At 68.7% G+C, this 15,634-nt stretch carries 17 protein-coding genes; 15 read left to right on the top strand and 2 right to left on the bottom strand.

Annotated elements, in window-relative coordinates:
- Nucleotides 1-60 precede the first annotated feature (60 nt).
- Nucleotides 61-762 (top strand): helix-turn-helix transcriptional regulator, encoded by a 702-nt coding sequence (locus PSR88_RS04905; protein WP_029537409.1) that lies wholly within the window; start codon nucleotides 61-63, stop codon nucleotides 760-762.
- A gap of 7 nt (nucleotides 763-769) precedes the next feature.
- Here the strand turns inward: PSR88_RS04905 and PSR88_RS04900 are convergent, their stop codons facing one another.
- Entirely contained in the window at nucleotides 770-1,183 is a 414-nt protein-coding gene (locus tag PSR88_RS04900) for a DUF1801 domain-containing protein (RefSeq protein WP_011594151.1), read from the bottom strand.
- Between the two features lies 1 nt (nucleotide 1,184).
- Nucleotides 1,185-1,568 (bottom strand): DUF1844 domain-containing protein, encoded by a 384-nt coding sequence (locus PSR88_RS04895; RefSeq protein WP_011594150.1) that lies wholly within the window; start codon nucleotides 1,566-1,568, stop codon nucleotides 1,185-1,187.
- A 378-nt stretch (nucleotides 1,569-1,946) separates the two neighbouring features.
- On the opposite strand from PSR88_RS04895, the gene infC reads away from it, so the two are divergent.
- From infC to PSR88_RS04825, 14 genes are all read left to right on the top strand, one after another.
- Entirely contained in the window at nucleotides 1,947-2,603 is a 657-nt protein-coding gene (gene infC, locus PSR88_RS04890) for a translation initiation factor IF-3 (protein WP_080606194.1), read from the top strand.
- Nucleotides 2,604-2,660: 57 nt separating this feature from the next.
- Nucleotides 2,661-2,855: a 50S ribosomal protein L35 gene (gene rpmI / locus PSR88_RS04885; protein WP_005247390.1), complete on the top strand. Its 195-nt coding sequence runs from the start codon at nucleotides 2,661-2,663 to the stop codon at nucleotides 2,853-2,855.
- A 63-nt stretch (nucleotides 2,856-2,918) separates the two neighbouring features.
- Entirely contained in the window at nucleotides 2,919-3,308 is a 390-nt protein-coding gene (rplT, locus tag PSR88_RS04880; protein ID WP_005247385.1) for a 50S ribosomal protein L20, read from the top strand.
- Nucleotides 3,309-3,364: 56 nt separating this feature from the next.
- Nucleotides 3,365-4,174: a TrmH family RNA methyltransferase gene (locus tag PSR88_RS04875; protein WP_016880096.1), complete on the top strand. Its 810-nt coding sequence runs from the start codon at nucleotides 3,365-3,367 to the stop codon at nucleotides 4,172-4,174.
- A 94-nt stretch (nucleotides 4,175-4,268) separates the two neighbouring features.
- Entirely contained in the window at nucleotides 4,269-5,354 is a 1,086-nt protein-coding gene (pheS, locus tag PSR88_RS04870; protein ID WP_029537412.1) for a phenylalanine--tRNA ligase subunit alpha, read from the top strand.
- Between the two features lie 67 nt (nucleotides 5,355-5,421).
- On the top strand, nucleotides 5,422-7,908 hold the full coding sequence (pheT, locus tag PSR88_RS04865; protein ID WP_016880098.1) for a phenylalanine--tRNA ligase subunit beta: 2,487 nt from the start codon (nucleotides 5,422-5,424) through the stop codon (nucleotides 7,906-7,908).
- 45 nt (nucleotides 7,909-7,953) lie between these two features.
- Nucleotides 7,954-8,352 carry a hypothetical protein gene (locus PSR88_RS04860; RefSeq protein WP_016880099.1) on the top strand — a complete coding sequence of 133 codons (399 nt, stop codon included), beginning with the start codon at nucleotides 7,954-7,956 and terminating at the stop codon, nucleotides 8,350-8,352.
- A gap of 68 nt (nucleotides 8,353-8,420) precedes the next feature.
- A complete protein-coding gene (gene argC, locus PSR88_RS04855) occupies nucleotides 8,421-9,476 on the top strand; it encodes an N-acetyl-gamma-glutamyl-phosphate reductase (RefSeq protein WP_016880100.1) in 1,056 nt (351 codons plus the stop codon).
- Nucleotides 9,473-10,717, top strand: a complete 1,245-nt coding sequence (argJ, locus tag PSR88_RS04850; protein ID WP_016880101.1) for a bifunctional glutamate N-acetyltransferase/amino-acid acetyltransferase ArgJ — start codon at nucleotides 9,473-9,475, stop codon at nucleotides 10,715-10,717. Before argC ends, argJ begins: the two co-directional genes overlap by 4 nt.
- Complete coding sequence (argB, locus tag PSR88_RS04845; RefSeq protein WP_009473618.1) at nucleotides 10,714-11,640, top strand: acetylglutamate kinase; 927 nt, start codon at nucleotides 10,714-10,716, stop codon at nucleotides 11,638-11,640. Before argJ ends, argB begins: the two co-directional genes overlap by 4 nt.
- Complete coding sequence (locus PSR88_RS04840) at nucleotides 11,637-12,836, top strand: acetylornithine transaminase (protein WP_009473617.1); 1,200 nt, start codon at nucleotides 11,637-11,639, stop codon at nucleotides 12,834-12,836. The genes argB and PSR88_RS04840 overlap by 4 nt, the downstream gene beginning before the upstream one ends.
- Entirely contained in the window at nucleotides 12,833-13,780 is a 948-nt protein-coding gene (gene argF, locus PSR88_RS04835; RefSeq protein ID WP_009473616.1) for an ornithine carbamoyltransferase, read from the top strand. The genes PSR88_RS04840 and argF overlap by 4 nt, the downstream gene beginning before the upstream one ends.
- Entirely contained in the window at nucleotides 13,777-14,385 is a 609-nt protein-coding gene (locus PSR88_RS04830; protein WP_011594142.1) for an arginine repressor, read from the top strand. Before argF ends, PSR88_RS04830 begins: the two co-directional genes overlap by 4 nt.
- A 47-nt stretch (nucleotides 14,386-14,432) precedes the next feature.
- Nucleotides 14,433-15,632: an argininosuccinate synthase gene (locus PSR88_RS04825; protein ID WP_009473614.1), complete on the top strand. Its 1,200-nt coding sequence runs from the start codon at nucleotides 14,433-14,435 to the stop codon at nucleotides 15,630-15,632.
- Nucleotides 15,633-15,634 lie beyond the last annotated feature (2 nt).

Genomic DNA, 15,634 nt, shown 5'->3' with positions numbered 1-15,634 from the left:
ATAACGGAATCGGTCGGCGAGAATCGGGACTTTGCCGCGGTCGTTCGGCAGACTGCCCTCATGGACCGTCCAGCCCGCCTCCACGCCCTGACGGAAGAACTACGCCGCGCGGGGGACCGGGGCCGGACCGCGGAGCAGTTGGCGGCGCAGTTCGAGGTGACCGCCCGGACGATCAAGCGGGACGTCGCCGTGCTGCAGTCCTCGGGCGCCCCGATCCGGGCCACTGCCGGGCCGGGTGGGGGATACGGGATCATCGGGAGCGGCACGTTGCCGCCTGTGAATTTCACTCCCGCTCAAGCGGTTTCGGTGGCACTGGCCCTGACGGCGTTTCGCGATGCTCCGTTCGCGACCGACGGCCGCGCCGCGCTGGCCAAGCTGCTCGACGTGATGGATGCCGAGTCGCGGGAGCGGGTGGAGCGACTCGGTGTGAAGGTGTGGATCCGCCGCGATGCCGACACGGCGGGCGCGGAACCACGCATCCGCCGCGTCGTCGAAGACGGATTGCAGCGCGAACTGATGGTGTCGCTCCGATATGTGGACCGGGACGGCGAGCGCACCGAACGCGTCGTCGAACCGCACCTCCTCGCTCACACCAGGGGATCGTGGTTCCTCGTCGCGTGGTGCCTGAGCCGGGCGGGTGTGCGGTGGTTCCGGCTGGACCGGGTGTCCGACGCCACCCTCACCGGCCGGTCGTTCGTCCCACGCGATCCGAGCCTCTTCGGCGAACCGCCCGCCGATGCGCGCAGCGTGTTCGAACAGTGAGATTCGATCAGAGCGCGCGGGCGGCTGCCACGGACCGGTTCAGCAACGAGACGAGAACCGACTCGTCGACATCGGCGAGCCTCTTGACGTAGAGGCAGCCCTTGCCGAGTGTGTGCTTACCGAGTGCGGCGAGTTCGGCCTCGTGCTCGGCGAAGTCGAGCGAGAGGTACAGGGTGAGCGCCGCGGCCCGGGGCGAGAAGCCGATCAGTGCAGTATCGCCCTCGTGTCCGCTGGCATACCTGTAGTGGCGGGAGCCGAACCCGACGATGCTCGTGCCCCACATCGCGGCGGGCTCTCCGCTCGCGGCGGTGAGCAACTCCACCAGTCGTGCGCTGTCGGCGCGCTTGACCGGGTCGGCGATCGTGCCGAGGAACTCGTCGACGCCGGCAGGCGTCCGCGCGGTCTTGTTGCGGCTCGCCATGTCAGTACACGGGGCCGGTGTACTTCTCGCCCGGACCCTTGCCCGGCTCGTCCGGGTGCGAGGACGCTTCACGGAACGCGCGCTGCAGCGCCTGGAGGCCTTCGCGGATCGGTCCCGCGTGCGGTCCGAGGTACTCGATGGACGCGGTCACCAGGCCGGCGAGGGCGGTGATGACCCGGCGGGCCTCGTCGAGGTCGCGGTGGGGGCTGGCGTCGGGGTCGGCGTCGGACAGGCCGAGTTTCTCGGCTGCCGAACTCATGAGCATGACCGCGGCGCGGCTGATGACCTCGACCGAGGGGACGTCGGCCAGTTCCCGGACGTCGGTATTCTGGTCACCGCCGGTCGGGGTGCCGTCGTTCGGGGTGTCATCGATGTTGTCCGTCATGCCTTAGAGGATTCCACCAGGGCCCTGTGGCGCAACGTCCCGGTATCGATTAGCTCACGACGTGCGCAAATGTTACTCTTGACGCAACGACCGCCTTCGGATTTGTCGGGGGCAGCAAGTGGAGTCCGACTCCCACCTCTGCGCGGCAGGTAAAACTGCAGTTCAGTGGTCCGGTCGCTCGGTCCGAGGTTACTCGGGTTCGAGTTCCTCGAATGTGAGGAGATGAGGGATCGGCGTGAGCCGTGAGTTCGTCTGATCGGTCGACATCGGGCCCCGCATGGTGAGAGTCATTCACCGCCGCGGGGCTTTTTTGTTGGGAATCCGGGCGTACGGGCTGCTGGCGGTCTCGAGACAAGACCGTTCAACCTAGGAGGCCCCATCAGCACTGAGACCCGCATCAACGATCGCATCCGAGTTCCCGAGGTCCGCCTCGTCGGACCCGGAGGTGAACAGGTTGGCATCGTGCGTGTTGAAGATGCACTCCGCTTGGCCCTCGAGGCCGATCTCGACCTGGTCGAGGTGGCCCCCGACGCTCGCCCGCCGGTCTGCAAGATCATGGACTACGGCAAGTTCAAGTACGAGGCCGCGCAGAAGGCGCGTGAGTCGCGCAAGAACCAGCAGCTCACGGTCATCAAGGAGCAGAAGCTCCGCCCCAAGATCGACGATCACGACTACGAGACGAAGAAGCGGAACGTCGTGCGCTTCCTCGAAGCCGGATCCAAGGTCAAGGTCACGATCATGTTCCGCGGACGTGAGCAGTCGCGTCCGGAGCTCGGATTCCGGCTGCTGCAGCGTCTCGGTGCAGACGTCGCGGATCTCGGGTTCGTGGAGACGTCCGCCAAGCAGGACGGTCGAAACATGACGATGGTGCTCGCTCCGCACAAGGGCGCGAAGACCCGGGTGAAAGCGCAGGAAAGCGCCGCTGCGCCGCCGGCGCAGCGGGCAACTCCCGCGCCGGCCGCACCGGCACAGGCTCCGGCGGCACCTGCGGAGCAGGCGGGCGACAGTGCGCCCGGCGAAGCGCCGACCAGCTAGTCCGACTCCACCAGCACGACCCGGATCACGGTCCGGATACAGAGAACTGAGGACTCCATGCCCAAGTCGAAGACCCACAGCGGCACCGCGAAGCGATTCAAGGTGTCCGGCAGCGGAAAGATCCTGCGCCAGAAGGCCGGTCGCCGCCACCTGCTCGAGCACAAGGCCACGAAGGTGACCCGTCGCCTCGATGGCGTGGCTGTCGTCAGCAAGGCTGACACTCCTCGCATCAAGCGCCTGCTCGACATCTGAGTCGACACCCTTTTACTGACCACCCGGGGCAGCTCACCGCCCCAAGATTGACAGGATTTTTCAGTGGCACGCGTAAAGAGGGCGGTAAACGCCCAGAAGAAGCGTCGTTCGATTCTCGAAGCCTCCAGCGGCTACCGCGGACAGCGCTCGCGCCTGTACCGCAAGGCGAAGGAACAGCAGCTCCACTCGCTGACCTACGCCTACCGTGACCGCCGCGCGCGCAAGGGCGACTTCCGCAAGCTGTGGATCACGCGTATCAACGCTGCTGCACGGGCGAACGACATCACGTACAACCGCCTGATCCAGGGTCTGCGTCTGGCCGAGATCGAGGTCGACCGCAAGAACCTCGCCGAGCTGGCCGTGTCCGACGCGGCGGCATTCGCCGGCCTCGTGGCCCTCGCCAAGGCGGCGCTCCCGGCAGACGTGAACGCTCCGGCCGGAGAAGCGGCCTGAGTCTCGCAGCACCCCGGCCTTCAGAGCCCCGGCCTTCAGAGCCTCGGAAACGACCCGTGGACCCGCTCACCGAGCGCACCCCACGGGTCGTTTCTGCTGTCAAGCTGCTGCGCACCGCGGAACGCCGCAAGGTCGGGCGCTTCCTGGTGGAGGGCGAGAACTCCGTCGGCGAGGCACTCGACACCCGTCCCGTGCACGATCTCTTCTACACCGAGGACGCCGAGCAGCGGTACGCGAGGCTGATCGACCGGGCACACACCGCGGGTGTGCGGACGTCGCTGGTGACGGACCGCGCGGTCCGAGCGCTCAGCGACACGGTGACCCCGCCGGGTCTCGTCGCGGTGTGCGATCTCCTCGACGTTCCGCTGACGGAGGCGATCGGCCCCGGAACCCGCCTGCTCGCGGTTCCGGTCGCGGTCGCGGAGCCCGGTAATGCGGGCACCGTCATCCGGGTCGCGGACGCGGTGGGCGCGGACGCGGCCATTCTCGCGGGCGACAGCGTCGACCCGCACAACGGCAAATGCGTCCGGGCGTCCGCCGGAAGCCTGTTCCACCTTCCGGTGGTGCGTGAGCGGGACACCGCGGCGGTACTCGACAGCATCAGCGCGGCGGGAATTCAGTTGCTCGCCACGGCGGTCGACGGCGAGGTCGATCTGGACGACGCCGACGAACTGCTGGCCCGCCCCACGGCGTGGTTGTTCGGCAACGAGGCCCACGGCCTCGACGCGGCCACCTCGGCGCGAGCCGATCACCGGGTGCGGATTCCGATCCACGGTCGAGCCGAGAGCCTCAACCTGGCGACCGCGGCGTCGATCTGCCTGTATTCGAGCGCGCGGGTCCAGAACCGCAAGCGAACCGACAGCTGAACCGGCGAAAATGGGATCGCATAGGATTTGACGGCGAGCTGTTTCGGTTTCGTCGAGAGTGTTGACTGAAAGAACTTAAGGAGTGGCACCGGTCGTGGCTAAAAAAGAGGGCGCTGCCTCCACGGGCGTCGAAGGCGGCGCGGTCGATGCGAGTGCGCTCACCGAAGACGCTCTGACTGCGGCAGCGGAGAGCGCAGAAAAGGCGTTCGCGTCGGTGGCGGATCTCGACGACCTGGCGAAGGCCAAGATCGAGCACATGGGCGACAAGTCGCCGATCGCCCTCGCCCGCCGCGGACTCGGAGCCCTCCCGGGCAAGGAGAAGGCCGACGCAGGCAAGCGCGTGAACGTCGCCCGCACCCGGATCAGTGCGGCGTTCGACGAACGCCGCGCCGTCCTGCTCGCCGAGCGCGACGCGGCCGTCCTCGTGGCCGAGTCCATCGACGTGACCCTGCCGTCGCAGCGTCAGCCGGTGGGCGCCCGCCACCCGATCAGCATCATCTCCGAGCAGGTCGAGGACGTGTTCGTCGCGATGGGCTGGGAGGTCGCCGAGGGCCCGGAGGTGGAGACCGAGCACTTCAACTTCGATGCCCTCAACTTCCTGCCTGATCACCCCGCGCGGACGATGCAGGACACGTTCCACATCGCACCGGAGGGCTCGCGCCAGGTACTTCGCACGCACACGTCGCCGGTACAGGTGCGCACCATGCTCTCGCGCGAGGTGCCGATCTACGTGGTGTGCCCCGGGCGGACGTTCCGCACCGACGAACTCGACGCCACCCACACCCCGGTCTTCTCCCAGGTGGAGGGTCTCGCCGTCGACAAGGGCCTCACCATGGCCCACCTGCGCGGCACGCTCGACGCGTTCGCCCGCGCACTGTTCGGTCCCGAGACCCGTACCCGGATGCGCCCGAACTACTTTCCGTTCACGGAACCGTCCGCCGAGGTGGACGTCTGGTTCCCGAACAAGAAGGGCGGCGCGGGCTGGGTCGAGTGGGGCGGCTGCGGAATGGTCAACCCGAATGTGCTGCGCGCCTCCGGAATCGACCCCGACGTATACACCGGGTTCGCGTTCGGTATGGGGCTCGAGCGCACACTGCAGTTCCGGAACGGGATCCCGGACATGCGCGACATCGTCGAGGGCGACGTGCGGTTCACGCTGCCCTTCGGTGTCCAGGGCTGACCCCGCGTCACCCGAATCCCGCCCACCACAGTCACGACATCTTCACGAACGAGAGAGCTGAGCAGACGTGCGAGTAGCGCAATCCTGGCTGACCGAGATCCTGCAGCGTGCCACCCCGGACTGGGACGTCACCGCCGAGGAACTCGACGCAGGTTTCGTCCGGGTCGGGCTCGAGGTCGAGGAAGTCGACCGGCTCGAACCCGTCGACGGCCCCCTCGTGGTCGGCAAGGTTCTCGAGATCACCGAGCTCACCGAGTTCAAGAAGCCGATCCGCTTCTGCAAGGTGGATGTGGGGGCGGCCGAGCCGCAGGGCATCGTGTGCGGCGCCCGGAACTTCGCCGAGGGCGACCTCGTGGTGGTCGCACTCCCCGGCGCAGTGCTTCCCGGTGGTTTCGCCATCGCGTCCCGCAAGACGTACGGGCAGGTCTCCGACGGGATGATCTGTTCGGTGGCCGAACTCGGCATCGGCAAGGACCATTCGGGCATCCTCGTCCTCGAGCCGGGCACCGCGCTCCCCGGCGCGGACGCCAACGAGTTGATGGGCCTGAACGACACGGTCATCGAACTCAACATCACCCCGGACCGCGGCTACTGCTTCTCCGTCCGCGGGCTCACCCGTGAACTGGCGTGCGGGTTCGACCTGGACTTCGCCGACCCGGCGTCGGTGGCGCCGTACCCGGCGGAGGGGGAGGCCTGGCCGATCCGCGTCGAGCCGGAGTCGAAGGCGACGCGTTTCGCAGCCCGCCGCGTGACGGGTATCGATCCGAAGGCGGTCAGCCCGTGGTGGCTGCAGCGCCGCCTGCTGCTGTCGGGGGTCCGCCCGATCTCGCCTGCCGTCGACGTCACCAATTACGTTCTGCTCGAACTGGGCCAGCCGTTGCACGCGTTCGATGCCGCGAAGATCAGCGGTGAACTCGTCGTGCGCCGCGCGGTGGCGGGGGAGAAGGTGACCACTCTCGATGAGATCGAGCGCGTCCTCGACCCCGAGGACGTCGTGATCGCCGACGATTCGGGCGTCGTGTCGCTGGCCGGGATCATGGGTGGCGCGTCCACCGAGGTCGGGTCGGAAACCACCGACATCCTGCTCGAGGCGGCGACGTGGGATGCGCTCGCGGTGTTCAAGACCGCGCGCAGGCACAAGCTGACCAGCGAGGCCAGTAAGCGTTTCGAGCGGGTGGTCGACCCCGAGATCCCCGTCGCGGCACTGGACCGGGCGGCGGCGCTGCTCGTCGACATCGCCGGCGGGCGGGTAGAGCCGGCGCTCACCGACATCGGTGAGGTCACCCCGCACGAGCCCATCCACATGGACATCGACCTCCCCGACCGCGTGGCGGGCGTCGACTACCCCAACGGCACCGCTGCGCGCCGGCTGACGCAGATCGGCTGCAACGTCGAGGTCGGGGTCAGCGACAGCGGACACGGTCAGCTCGTCGCCGGCCCGCCGTCGTGGCGGCCCGACCTGGTGCAGCCCGCCGACCTGGTGGAGGAAGTTCTGCGCCTCGAGGGGCTCGAGAAGATTCCGTCGGTGCTGCCCGCAGCCCCCGCGGGCCGTGGGTTGACTCCTGCGCAGCGCCGCAAGCGCGCCGTCGGCCGTGCCCTGGCGTTCGCGGGATACGTCGAGATCCTTCCCCCCGTCTTCCTGCCCCCCGGGATCTTCGACACGTGGGGCCTGGACCCCGAGGATCCGCGCAGGAACACCAGTACCGTGCTGAACCCGCTCGAATCGGATCGGCCGGAACTGGCCACCACGCTGCTGCCCGGACTTCTCGAGGTTCTCGCCCGCAACGTCTCCCGCGGTCAGCGCGACCTGTCGCTGTTCGGCATCGCGCAGGTCGTGCTGCCCGGCGCCGACACCAAGCCGGTCGAGGCGCTGCCGGTGGATCGTCGCCCGACCGACGAACAGATCACGGCACTGCTGCAGTCGTTGCCGGACCAGCCGGTGCACGTGGCGGCGGTGCTCACGGGGCAGCGTGAGCCGAGCGGCCCGTGGGGCGCGGGACGCGCAGCCGATGCCACCGACGCGTTCGCGGCGGCCCGGACGGTCGCTGCCGCGGTCGGTGTCGAGATGGAGTTCCGCTCGACGCAGTACCTGCCGTGGCACCCGGGCCGCGGCGCGGAGCTGCTCGTGAACGGTGTCGTCGTCGGCCACGCGGGCGAGTTGCATCCCGCCGTGCTCGAGCGCGCCGGGCTGCCCCCGCGGACGAGTGCCGTGGAGATCGATCTGGACGCCCTGCCCCTGGTCGAGAATCTGCCCGCGCCGAAGGTCTCGCCCTTCCCGGCGGTCCTTCAGGACGTGGCGGTCGTGGTCGACACGGCGGTACCCGCCGCCGAGGTCCAGGCGGCCCTGCGGTCGGGTGGAGGAGAGCTCCTCGAGGACATCCGGCTGTTCGACGTATTCGAAGGTGAGCAGGTCGGGGAGGGCCGAAAGTCGCTGGCGTTCGCGCTGCGATTCCGCGGCGTCGACCGCACCCTGACCGAGGACGAGGCGAGCGCCGCCCGCGACGCCGCGGTGGCTGCGGCGTCCGCTGCCGTGGGTGCCGAACTACGCAGCTGACCCGTAGCCTGGGTTGAGGGGCCCGAGGCGGTGAGGAGCAGTGCGATGACCGAAGTGCGCGACGTCGTGGCGGCGGCGAGTCAGTTGACCGACGCCGAGTTCCTCGAGGTGGTGCGCGCGGTGGCCGCGGGTCGTCCGGGCCTCGGGGCGCTCCTCGCGGCGGTGGACGTGGGCGCGACGATTCCGGCGGAGGATCCGGTGACCGCGGAGATCGTGCCCCACATCGCGCCCGCTGTGCCCGAGCCGGACTACACGCCGGGCGGGGTCCCGACGTTCGACCGCGTGCGTGAGCGGATCGAGGGACGGTTCGGGACGGCGATGGGCTCCTCCGAACTCGCGCACGACAGCCCGTCGGGGCAGTCGTTGGACGAGGCGTGGGAGAAGCGGGAGAAGGCGGGAAAGGCCAAGCTCGACGAGATTCGGCGGTCGCTCGGCAAGCAGTGACCACGCATTCCGTCCCGTCGAGAGACCGCGGTGTGTATTAGCTTGCATGATGATGCATAATCAATCGTATGACTGAGCACGCGGGAAAACCGATCAGGATTGCCGTCGCCGGCGCGAGCGGATACGCCGGTGGCGAAGTGCTGCGTCTGCTGCTGGGGCACCCGTCGTACGCGGACGGTTCGCTCGTCATCGGCGCGCTCACTGCCGGCGGCAATGCCGGATCGACTCTGGGCTCGCACCATCCGCACCTGCTTCCTCTCGCCGACCGAGTGCTCGCGGACACCACCGTCGAGACGCTCGCCGGCCACGACGTGGTGTTTCTCGGTCTGCCGCACGGCAATTCGGCGCAGTACGCGAAGGCGCTGCCCGAGTCCACGGTCATCATCGACTGCGGCGCCGACTTCCGGCTGACGAACGCCGAGGACTGGGAGCGGTACTACAAGAGCCCGCACGCAGGTAGCTGGCCGTACGGACTTCCGGAACTGCCGGGTGCCCGCGAGAAACTCGTCGGCGCCACACGCATCGCCGTCCCCGGGTGCTTCCCGACGGTGTCGAGTCTGGCGATGGCCCCCGCGGTCGCGGCGGGTGTCGTCGAACCGCGAGTCACGATCGTCGCCGTCACCGGTGCCTCCGGCGCGGGCCGCGCACCCAAGGCCGATCTGCTCGGCTCGGAGGTGATGGGTTCGGTCCGTGCCTACGGTGTCGGTGGCGTGCACCGCCACACCCCGGAGATCATCCAGAACCTTTCCGAACTCGCCGGTGAGCGCGTCACCGTGTCGTTCACCCCCGTGCTGGCGCCGATGCCGCGCGGCATCCTCGCCACGTGCACCGCGGCCACCACGGCGTCCGAGGACGAGGTGCGCGCGATCTACGAAAAGGCCTACGCGGACGAGCCGTTCGTGCACGTCCTGCCCCAGGGTGTGTTGCCGCAGACCGGTGCCGTCGTCGGATCGAACGCGGTCCAGATCGCCGTGACGGTCGACGCCGACGCCGGTCAGATCGTCGTGGTCGCGGTGATCGACAACCTTGCGAAGGGCACCGCCGGCGGAGCGGTGCAATCGATGAATCTTGCGCTTGGACTACCCGAGACCGCCGGTCTCTCGACAGTGGGAGTTGCCCCGTGAGCAGTGACAGCACGATCGATCCGCACCCGACCCGGGAGGTCGCCGGCGGCACGCTGGTCCGAACACAGGGAGTGTCGGGGCCCGCGGGGTTCCGCGCGGCCGGGATCAAGGCGGGTATCAAGGCGAGCGGCAACGCCGACCTGGCTCTCGTCGTCAACGAGGGACCCGAGCTCGCAGCGGCCGGCGTCTTCACCGCGAACAAGGTGAAGGCCGCCCCGGTGCTGTGGTCGCAGCAGGTGCTCACCACGGGCAGGCTGCGCGCCGTCGTGCTCAATTCCGGTGGGGCCAACGCGTGCACGGGTGCGGGCGGGTTCCAGGACGCGCACAAGACGGCCGAGGAAGTGGCGTCCGCGCTGAGCAACTGGGGAACCGAGACCGGCGCCGTCGAGGTCGCGGTGTGTTCCACGGGTCTGATCGGCGACCGCCTGCCGATGGACAAGGTTCTGGCCGGGGTCACGGAGGCCGTGCACGAACTCGCCGGGGGAATCTCGGGTGGCACCGACGCCGCGTACGCGATCATGACCACCGACACGGTGCCGAAGCAGTCCGCCCTGCACCATGCGGACAAGTGGAACGTGGGTGGTATGGCGAAGGGCGCAGGCATGCTGGCCCCCGCGCTGGCGACGATGCTGTGCGTGGTCACGACCGACGCCGTCGCGACCGCGGCGCAACTCGACGCCGCGCTGCGGGCGGCCACCCGGGTGACGTTCGATCGGCTGGACGTCGACGGTGCCACGTCGACCAACGACACGGTGCTGCTGCTGGCGTCCGGTGCGAGCAACGTGACACCGACCCAGGAAGAACTGAATGCGGCCGTGACGGCCGTTTGCGACGATCTGGCCGATCAGATGATGGCCGACGCGGAGGGCGTCACCAAGCGGGTGCGGATCACGGTCCGCGGCGCGGTCAGCGAGGAGGACGCCCTGATCGGCGCCCGGACGGTGGCGCGGGACAGCCTCGTCAAGACGGCGCTGTTCGGATCCGACCCCAATTGGGGCCGGGTGCTCGCCGCCATCGGCATCGCGCCGATCGAACTGGACCCCGACACGATCTCGGTGTCGTTCAACGGCGCTCCCGTCTGCATCGACGGCGTGGGCGCACCGGGTGCGCGGGACGTGGACCTGAGCGACATCGACATTTCCCTGGACATCGATCTCGGTCTGGGCGAGCACGCCGTGACCATCCGGACCACCGACCTGTCGCACGCGTATGTCGAAGAGAACTCGGCGTATTCGTCATGACAGCGATCAGCGAGGCACTCAGCGGCATCACCGATCACCAGAAGGCGCACGTCCTGGCGGAGGCTCTGCCGTGGCTGCAGCAGTTCCGTGACAAGGTCGTCGTCGTGAAGTACGGCGGCAACGCCATGGTCGACGACGCGCTGAAGACGGCGTTCGCGGCCGACATGGCGTTCCTGCGGACGGTCGGAATTCAGCCGGTCGTCGTGCACGGCGGCGGCCCCCAGATCAATGCCATGCTCGGAAAGCTCGGCATGACAGGCGAATTCAAGGGCGGGTTCCGCGTCACCACCCCCGAGGTGATGGACGTCGTCCGAATGGTGCTGTTCGGTCAGGTCGGCCGCGAACTGGTCGGACTGATCAACGCGCACGGACCGTATGCCGTCGGCATCTCCGGTGAGGACGCGCACCTGTTCACCGCCACCAAGCGCACCGTGATGGTCGAGGGCAAGCCGACCGACATCGGTCTCGTCGGCGACGTCACGACGGTGAACCCGGAGGCCGTCCTGGATCTGATCCGTGCGGGCCGAATTCCCGTGGTGTCCACCATCGCCCCCGACTCGGACGGTGTGGTGCACAACATCAACGCGGACACCGCCGCCGCCGCGCTCGCCGAGGCCATCGGCGCCGAGAAGCTCGTGGTCCTCACGGATGTCGAAGGGCTGTACACGAACTGGCCGGATCGCGATTCGCTGGCCACCGAGATCGACGTGGACGCGCTCGCGCAACTGCTGCCCAGCCTCGACGCCGGCATGGTGCCCAAGATGGAGGCCTGCCTGCGCGCGGTCCGCGGCGGTGTGCCCACCGCGCACGTCATCGACGGCCGTGTCGCCCATTCCGTTCTGCTCGAACTGTTCACCGGCGAGGGCATCGGCACGATGGTCACGCCCGGCCCTACTTCACCTACCGAGGGAGTTGCCTCATGACCGGAACCCCGGAGCTCCAGCAGCGCTGGTCCGGCGCTCTGATGAACACGTACGGCGTCCCCCGGGTGGCACTGACGCGTGGTCAGGGAGCGGTGCTGACCGACGCCGACGGCAAGGAGTACGTCGACTTCCTCGCCGGCATCGCCGTCAACATCCTCGGGCACGCGCACCCGGCGATCATCGAGGCCGTCACGATGCAGTTGTCGACCCTCGGGCACGTGTCGAACCTGTACGCCAGCGAGCCGGCGATCGAACTGGCCGAGAAGCTGCTCTCCCACCTGGGCGCCCCCGGACGTGTCTTCCTGTGCAATTCCGGCACCGAGGCCAACGAGGCGGCGTTCAAGCTCGCGCGCGCCACGGGACGATCGAAGATCATCGCCGCGGAGAACTCCTTCCACGGCCGCACGATGGGTGCGCTCGCGCTCACCGGCCAGGCCGCCAAGCGCGCGCCGTTCGAGCCGATGCCCCCGGGCGTCGAGCACGTGCCGTACGGCGATCTCGACGCACTCGACCGCGCCGTCGACGCCGACACCGCGGCCGTGTTCCTGGAGCCGATGATGGGCGAGGGCGGTGTCGTCGTTCCGCCCGAGGGATACCTCGCGGGCGCACGGCAGATCACCGCCGATCGCGGCGCCCTGCTCGTGCTCGACGAAGTGCAGACCGGGATCGGGCGCACGGGCTGGTTCTACGCACACCAGGCGGTCGGGATCGTGCCCGACGTCATGACCCTCGCGAAGGGACTCGGTGGCGGGATGCCGATCGGCGCATGCATCGCGACCGGCGCGACCGCGGACCTGTTCGGGCCGGGCAAGCACGGCACGACCTTCGGCGGGAACCCCGTCTGCGCGTCGGCGGCGCTCGCCGTGCTGCGGACGATCGCCGAAGACGACCTCATCTCCCGCGCCGACACGCTCGGCAAGTCGCTGTCAGCCGGCATCGAAGGTCTCGGGCATCCGCTGATCGACCACGTCCGCGGCGCCGGGCTGCTGCTCGGCATCGTCCTGACCCAGGACGTGGCCCCCGCCGTGGAGAACTCCGCGCGCGAGGCCGGATACCTGATCAACGCCGCACAACCGGGCGTCGTCCGGCTGGCTCCGCCCCTGGTCCTCACAGACGATCAAGCCGAAGGATTCGTCGCGGCGCTGCCCGCGATTCTCGACAACGCACAATCGGCCGCTCAGCCGGGAAAGCAGTGACGACCGTGGTGAAACACTTTCTCCGGGACGACGACCTCACCCCTGCGCAGCAGGCCGAGGTCCTCGAGCTCGCCGCCAGGCTGAAGAAGGCCCCGTTCGCCGAGCGCCCGCTCGAAGGCCCCCGTGGGGTCGGCGTGATCTTCGAGAAGAATTCGACGCGCACCCGGTTCTCGTTCGAGATGGGCATCGCGCAACTCGGCGGTCACGCGATCGTCGTCGACGGGCGCAGCACCCAACTCGGCCGCGAGGAGACGCTGCAGGACACGGGCCGCGTCCTGTCGCGGTACGTCGACGCCGTGGTGTGGCGCACGTTCGGGCAGAAGCGGCTCGAGGCGATGGCGTCCGGCGCCGACGTCCCGATCGTCAACGCGCTGTCCGACGAGTTCCACCCGTGCCAGGTCCTGGCCGATCTGCAGACCCTCGTGGAGCGGAAGGGTTCGCTGAAGGGGCTGAAGCTCACCTACCTCGGCGACGGCGCCAACAACATGGCGCACTCGCTGATGCTGGGCGGTGTGACCGCAGGTGTCGACGTGACCATCGCCAGCCCCGAGGGATTCGCGCCGCTGCCGTGGGTGGTCGAGGCGGCCCGGGCGCGGGCGGCCGAGACCGGCGCGACCATCACCCTCACCGGTGACCCGCAGACGGCGGTCGTCGGCGCGGACGCACTCGTCACCGATACCTGGACGTCGATGGGCCAGGAGAACGACGGGCTCGACCGCGTCGGCCCGTTCCGCCCGTTCCAGATCAACGAGGCGCTGCTCGCGAAGGCCGACGCCGACGCCGTGGTCCTGCACTGCCTGCCCGCCCACCGCGGGGAGGAGATCACCGACGAGGTCCTCGACGGACCGCAGAGCGTCGTCTGGGACGAGGCGGAGAACAGGCTGCACGCACAGAAGGCACTGCTCGTGTGGCTGCTCGCGCAGCGAACCGGGGACCGTCCGTGAGTGCGGCACCCCCGCAGAGTGCAGGTGCGGCTCAGCCGCAGCGCGCAGGTGCGGCACCGCCGCAGAGTGCACGTGCGGCTCAGCCGCAGAATGCACGTGCGGCTCAGCCGCAGCGCACCGCCAACGCGGCGACGGCACCCACACGGGCGGGACGGCAGGCGCGCATCGTCGCGATCTTGTCGAACAACCCGGTCCGCAGCCAGACCGAACTCGCGGCGCTGCTCGCCGCCGAGGGCATCGACGCCACCCAGGCCACGCTGTCGCGGGACCTCGAGGAACTGGGTGCCGTGAAGCTTCGCGCCGCAGACGGCGGCGCCGGGGTCTACGTGGTGCCCGAGGACGGAAATCCCGTCCGCGGCGTCTCCGGCGGAACCGACCGGCTGTCGCGGTTGCTGGGGGAGTTACTGGTGTCGACCGATGCCAGTGGCAACATGGCGGTGCTGCGAACTCCCCCGGGGGCAGCGCACTATCTGGCGAGTGCACTCGATCGGGCATCATTACCTGACGTCGTGGGAACCATCGCGGGGGATGACACCATTCTCGTGGTGGCACGGGAGCCGCTGAGCGGGGCGGAACTCGCGGCCAAGATCGAATCCCTCGCCTGACAACTGAATCATCTCTACAGATCTTCAACCTAAGGAGCACAAGGACCATGGCCGATCGCGTCGTACTCGCCTACTCGGGCGGGCTGGACACCTCAGTCGCCATCAGCTGGATCGGCAAGGAGACGGGCAAGGAAGTTGTTGCTGTCGCCATCGATCTCGGCCAGGGCGGCGAGGACATGGAGGTCGTGCGTCAGCGTGCACTCGACTGCGGTGCGGTCGAATCGGTCGTGGTGGATGCGCGCGACGAGTTCGCCGACGAATACTGCCTGCCGACCATCCAGGCCAACGCCCTCTACATGGACCGCTACCCGCTCGTGTCGGCCATCAGCCGCCCGCTGATCGTCAAGCACCTCGTCGAGGCCGCGCGTGCCCACGGCGGCACCACGGTCGCGCACGGCTGCACCGGCAAGGGCAACGACCAGGTCCGGTTCGAGGTCGGCTTCGGATCGCTCGCCCCCGACCTCGACGTCATCGCACCGGTCCGCGACTACGCGTGGACCCGTGAGAAGGCGATCGCGTTCGCCGAGGAGAACGAGATCCCGATCAACGTCTCCAAGAAGTCGCCGTTCTCGATCGACCAGAACGTGTGGGGCCGCGCCGTCGAGACCGGCTTCCTCGAGGACCTGTGGAACGCGCCCACCAAGGACGTCTACGACTACACGCAGGACCCGACCGTCAACTGGCAGGCCCCCGACGAGCTGATCATCAGCTTCGAGGCCGGCCGCCCCGTCGCGATCGACGGCAAGCCGGTCAGCGTCCTCGAAGCGATCCAGGAGCTCAACCGCCGCGCAGGCGCACAGGGCGTCGGCCGCCTCGACGTCGTCGAGGACCGTCTCGTCGGCATCAAGAGCCGTGAGATCTACGAGGCTCCCGGAGCCATGGTCCTCATCAACGCCCACCAGGAACTCGAGCACGTCACGCAGGAACGCGAGCTCGGCCGCTACAAGCGTCAGACCGAGCAGCGCTGGAGCGAGCTGGTGTACGACGGCCTCTGGTTCTCCCCGCTGAAGGTCGCGCTGGACACGTTCATCGAGAAGACGCAGGAACGCGTCTCCGGCGACATCCGGCTGGTGCTGCACGGCGGTGCGATCATCGTCAACGGTCGCCGCAGCAACGAGTCCCTGTACGACTTCAACCTGGCCACCTACGACGAGGGCGACACGTTCGACCAGTCCTACGCCAAGGGCTTCGTGCAGATCCACGGACTGTCCTCGAAGGTCGCGGCGAAGCGCGATCTGGGCCTCTAGGT

The organism is Rhodococcus sp. DK176, from assembly GCF_038447315.2.
Classification (GTDB): domain Bacteria; phylum Actinomycetota; class Actinomycetes; order Mycobacteriales; family Mycobacteriaceae; genus Rhodococcus_F; species Rhodococcus_F jostii_A.
Note: the sequence above shows the minus strand (reverse complement) of the source record. Positions and strands in the feature narration are given on the sequence as shown.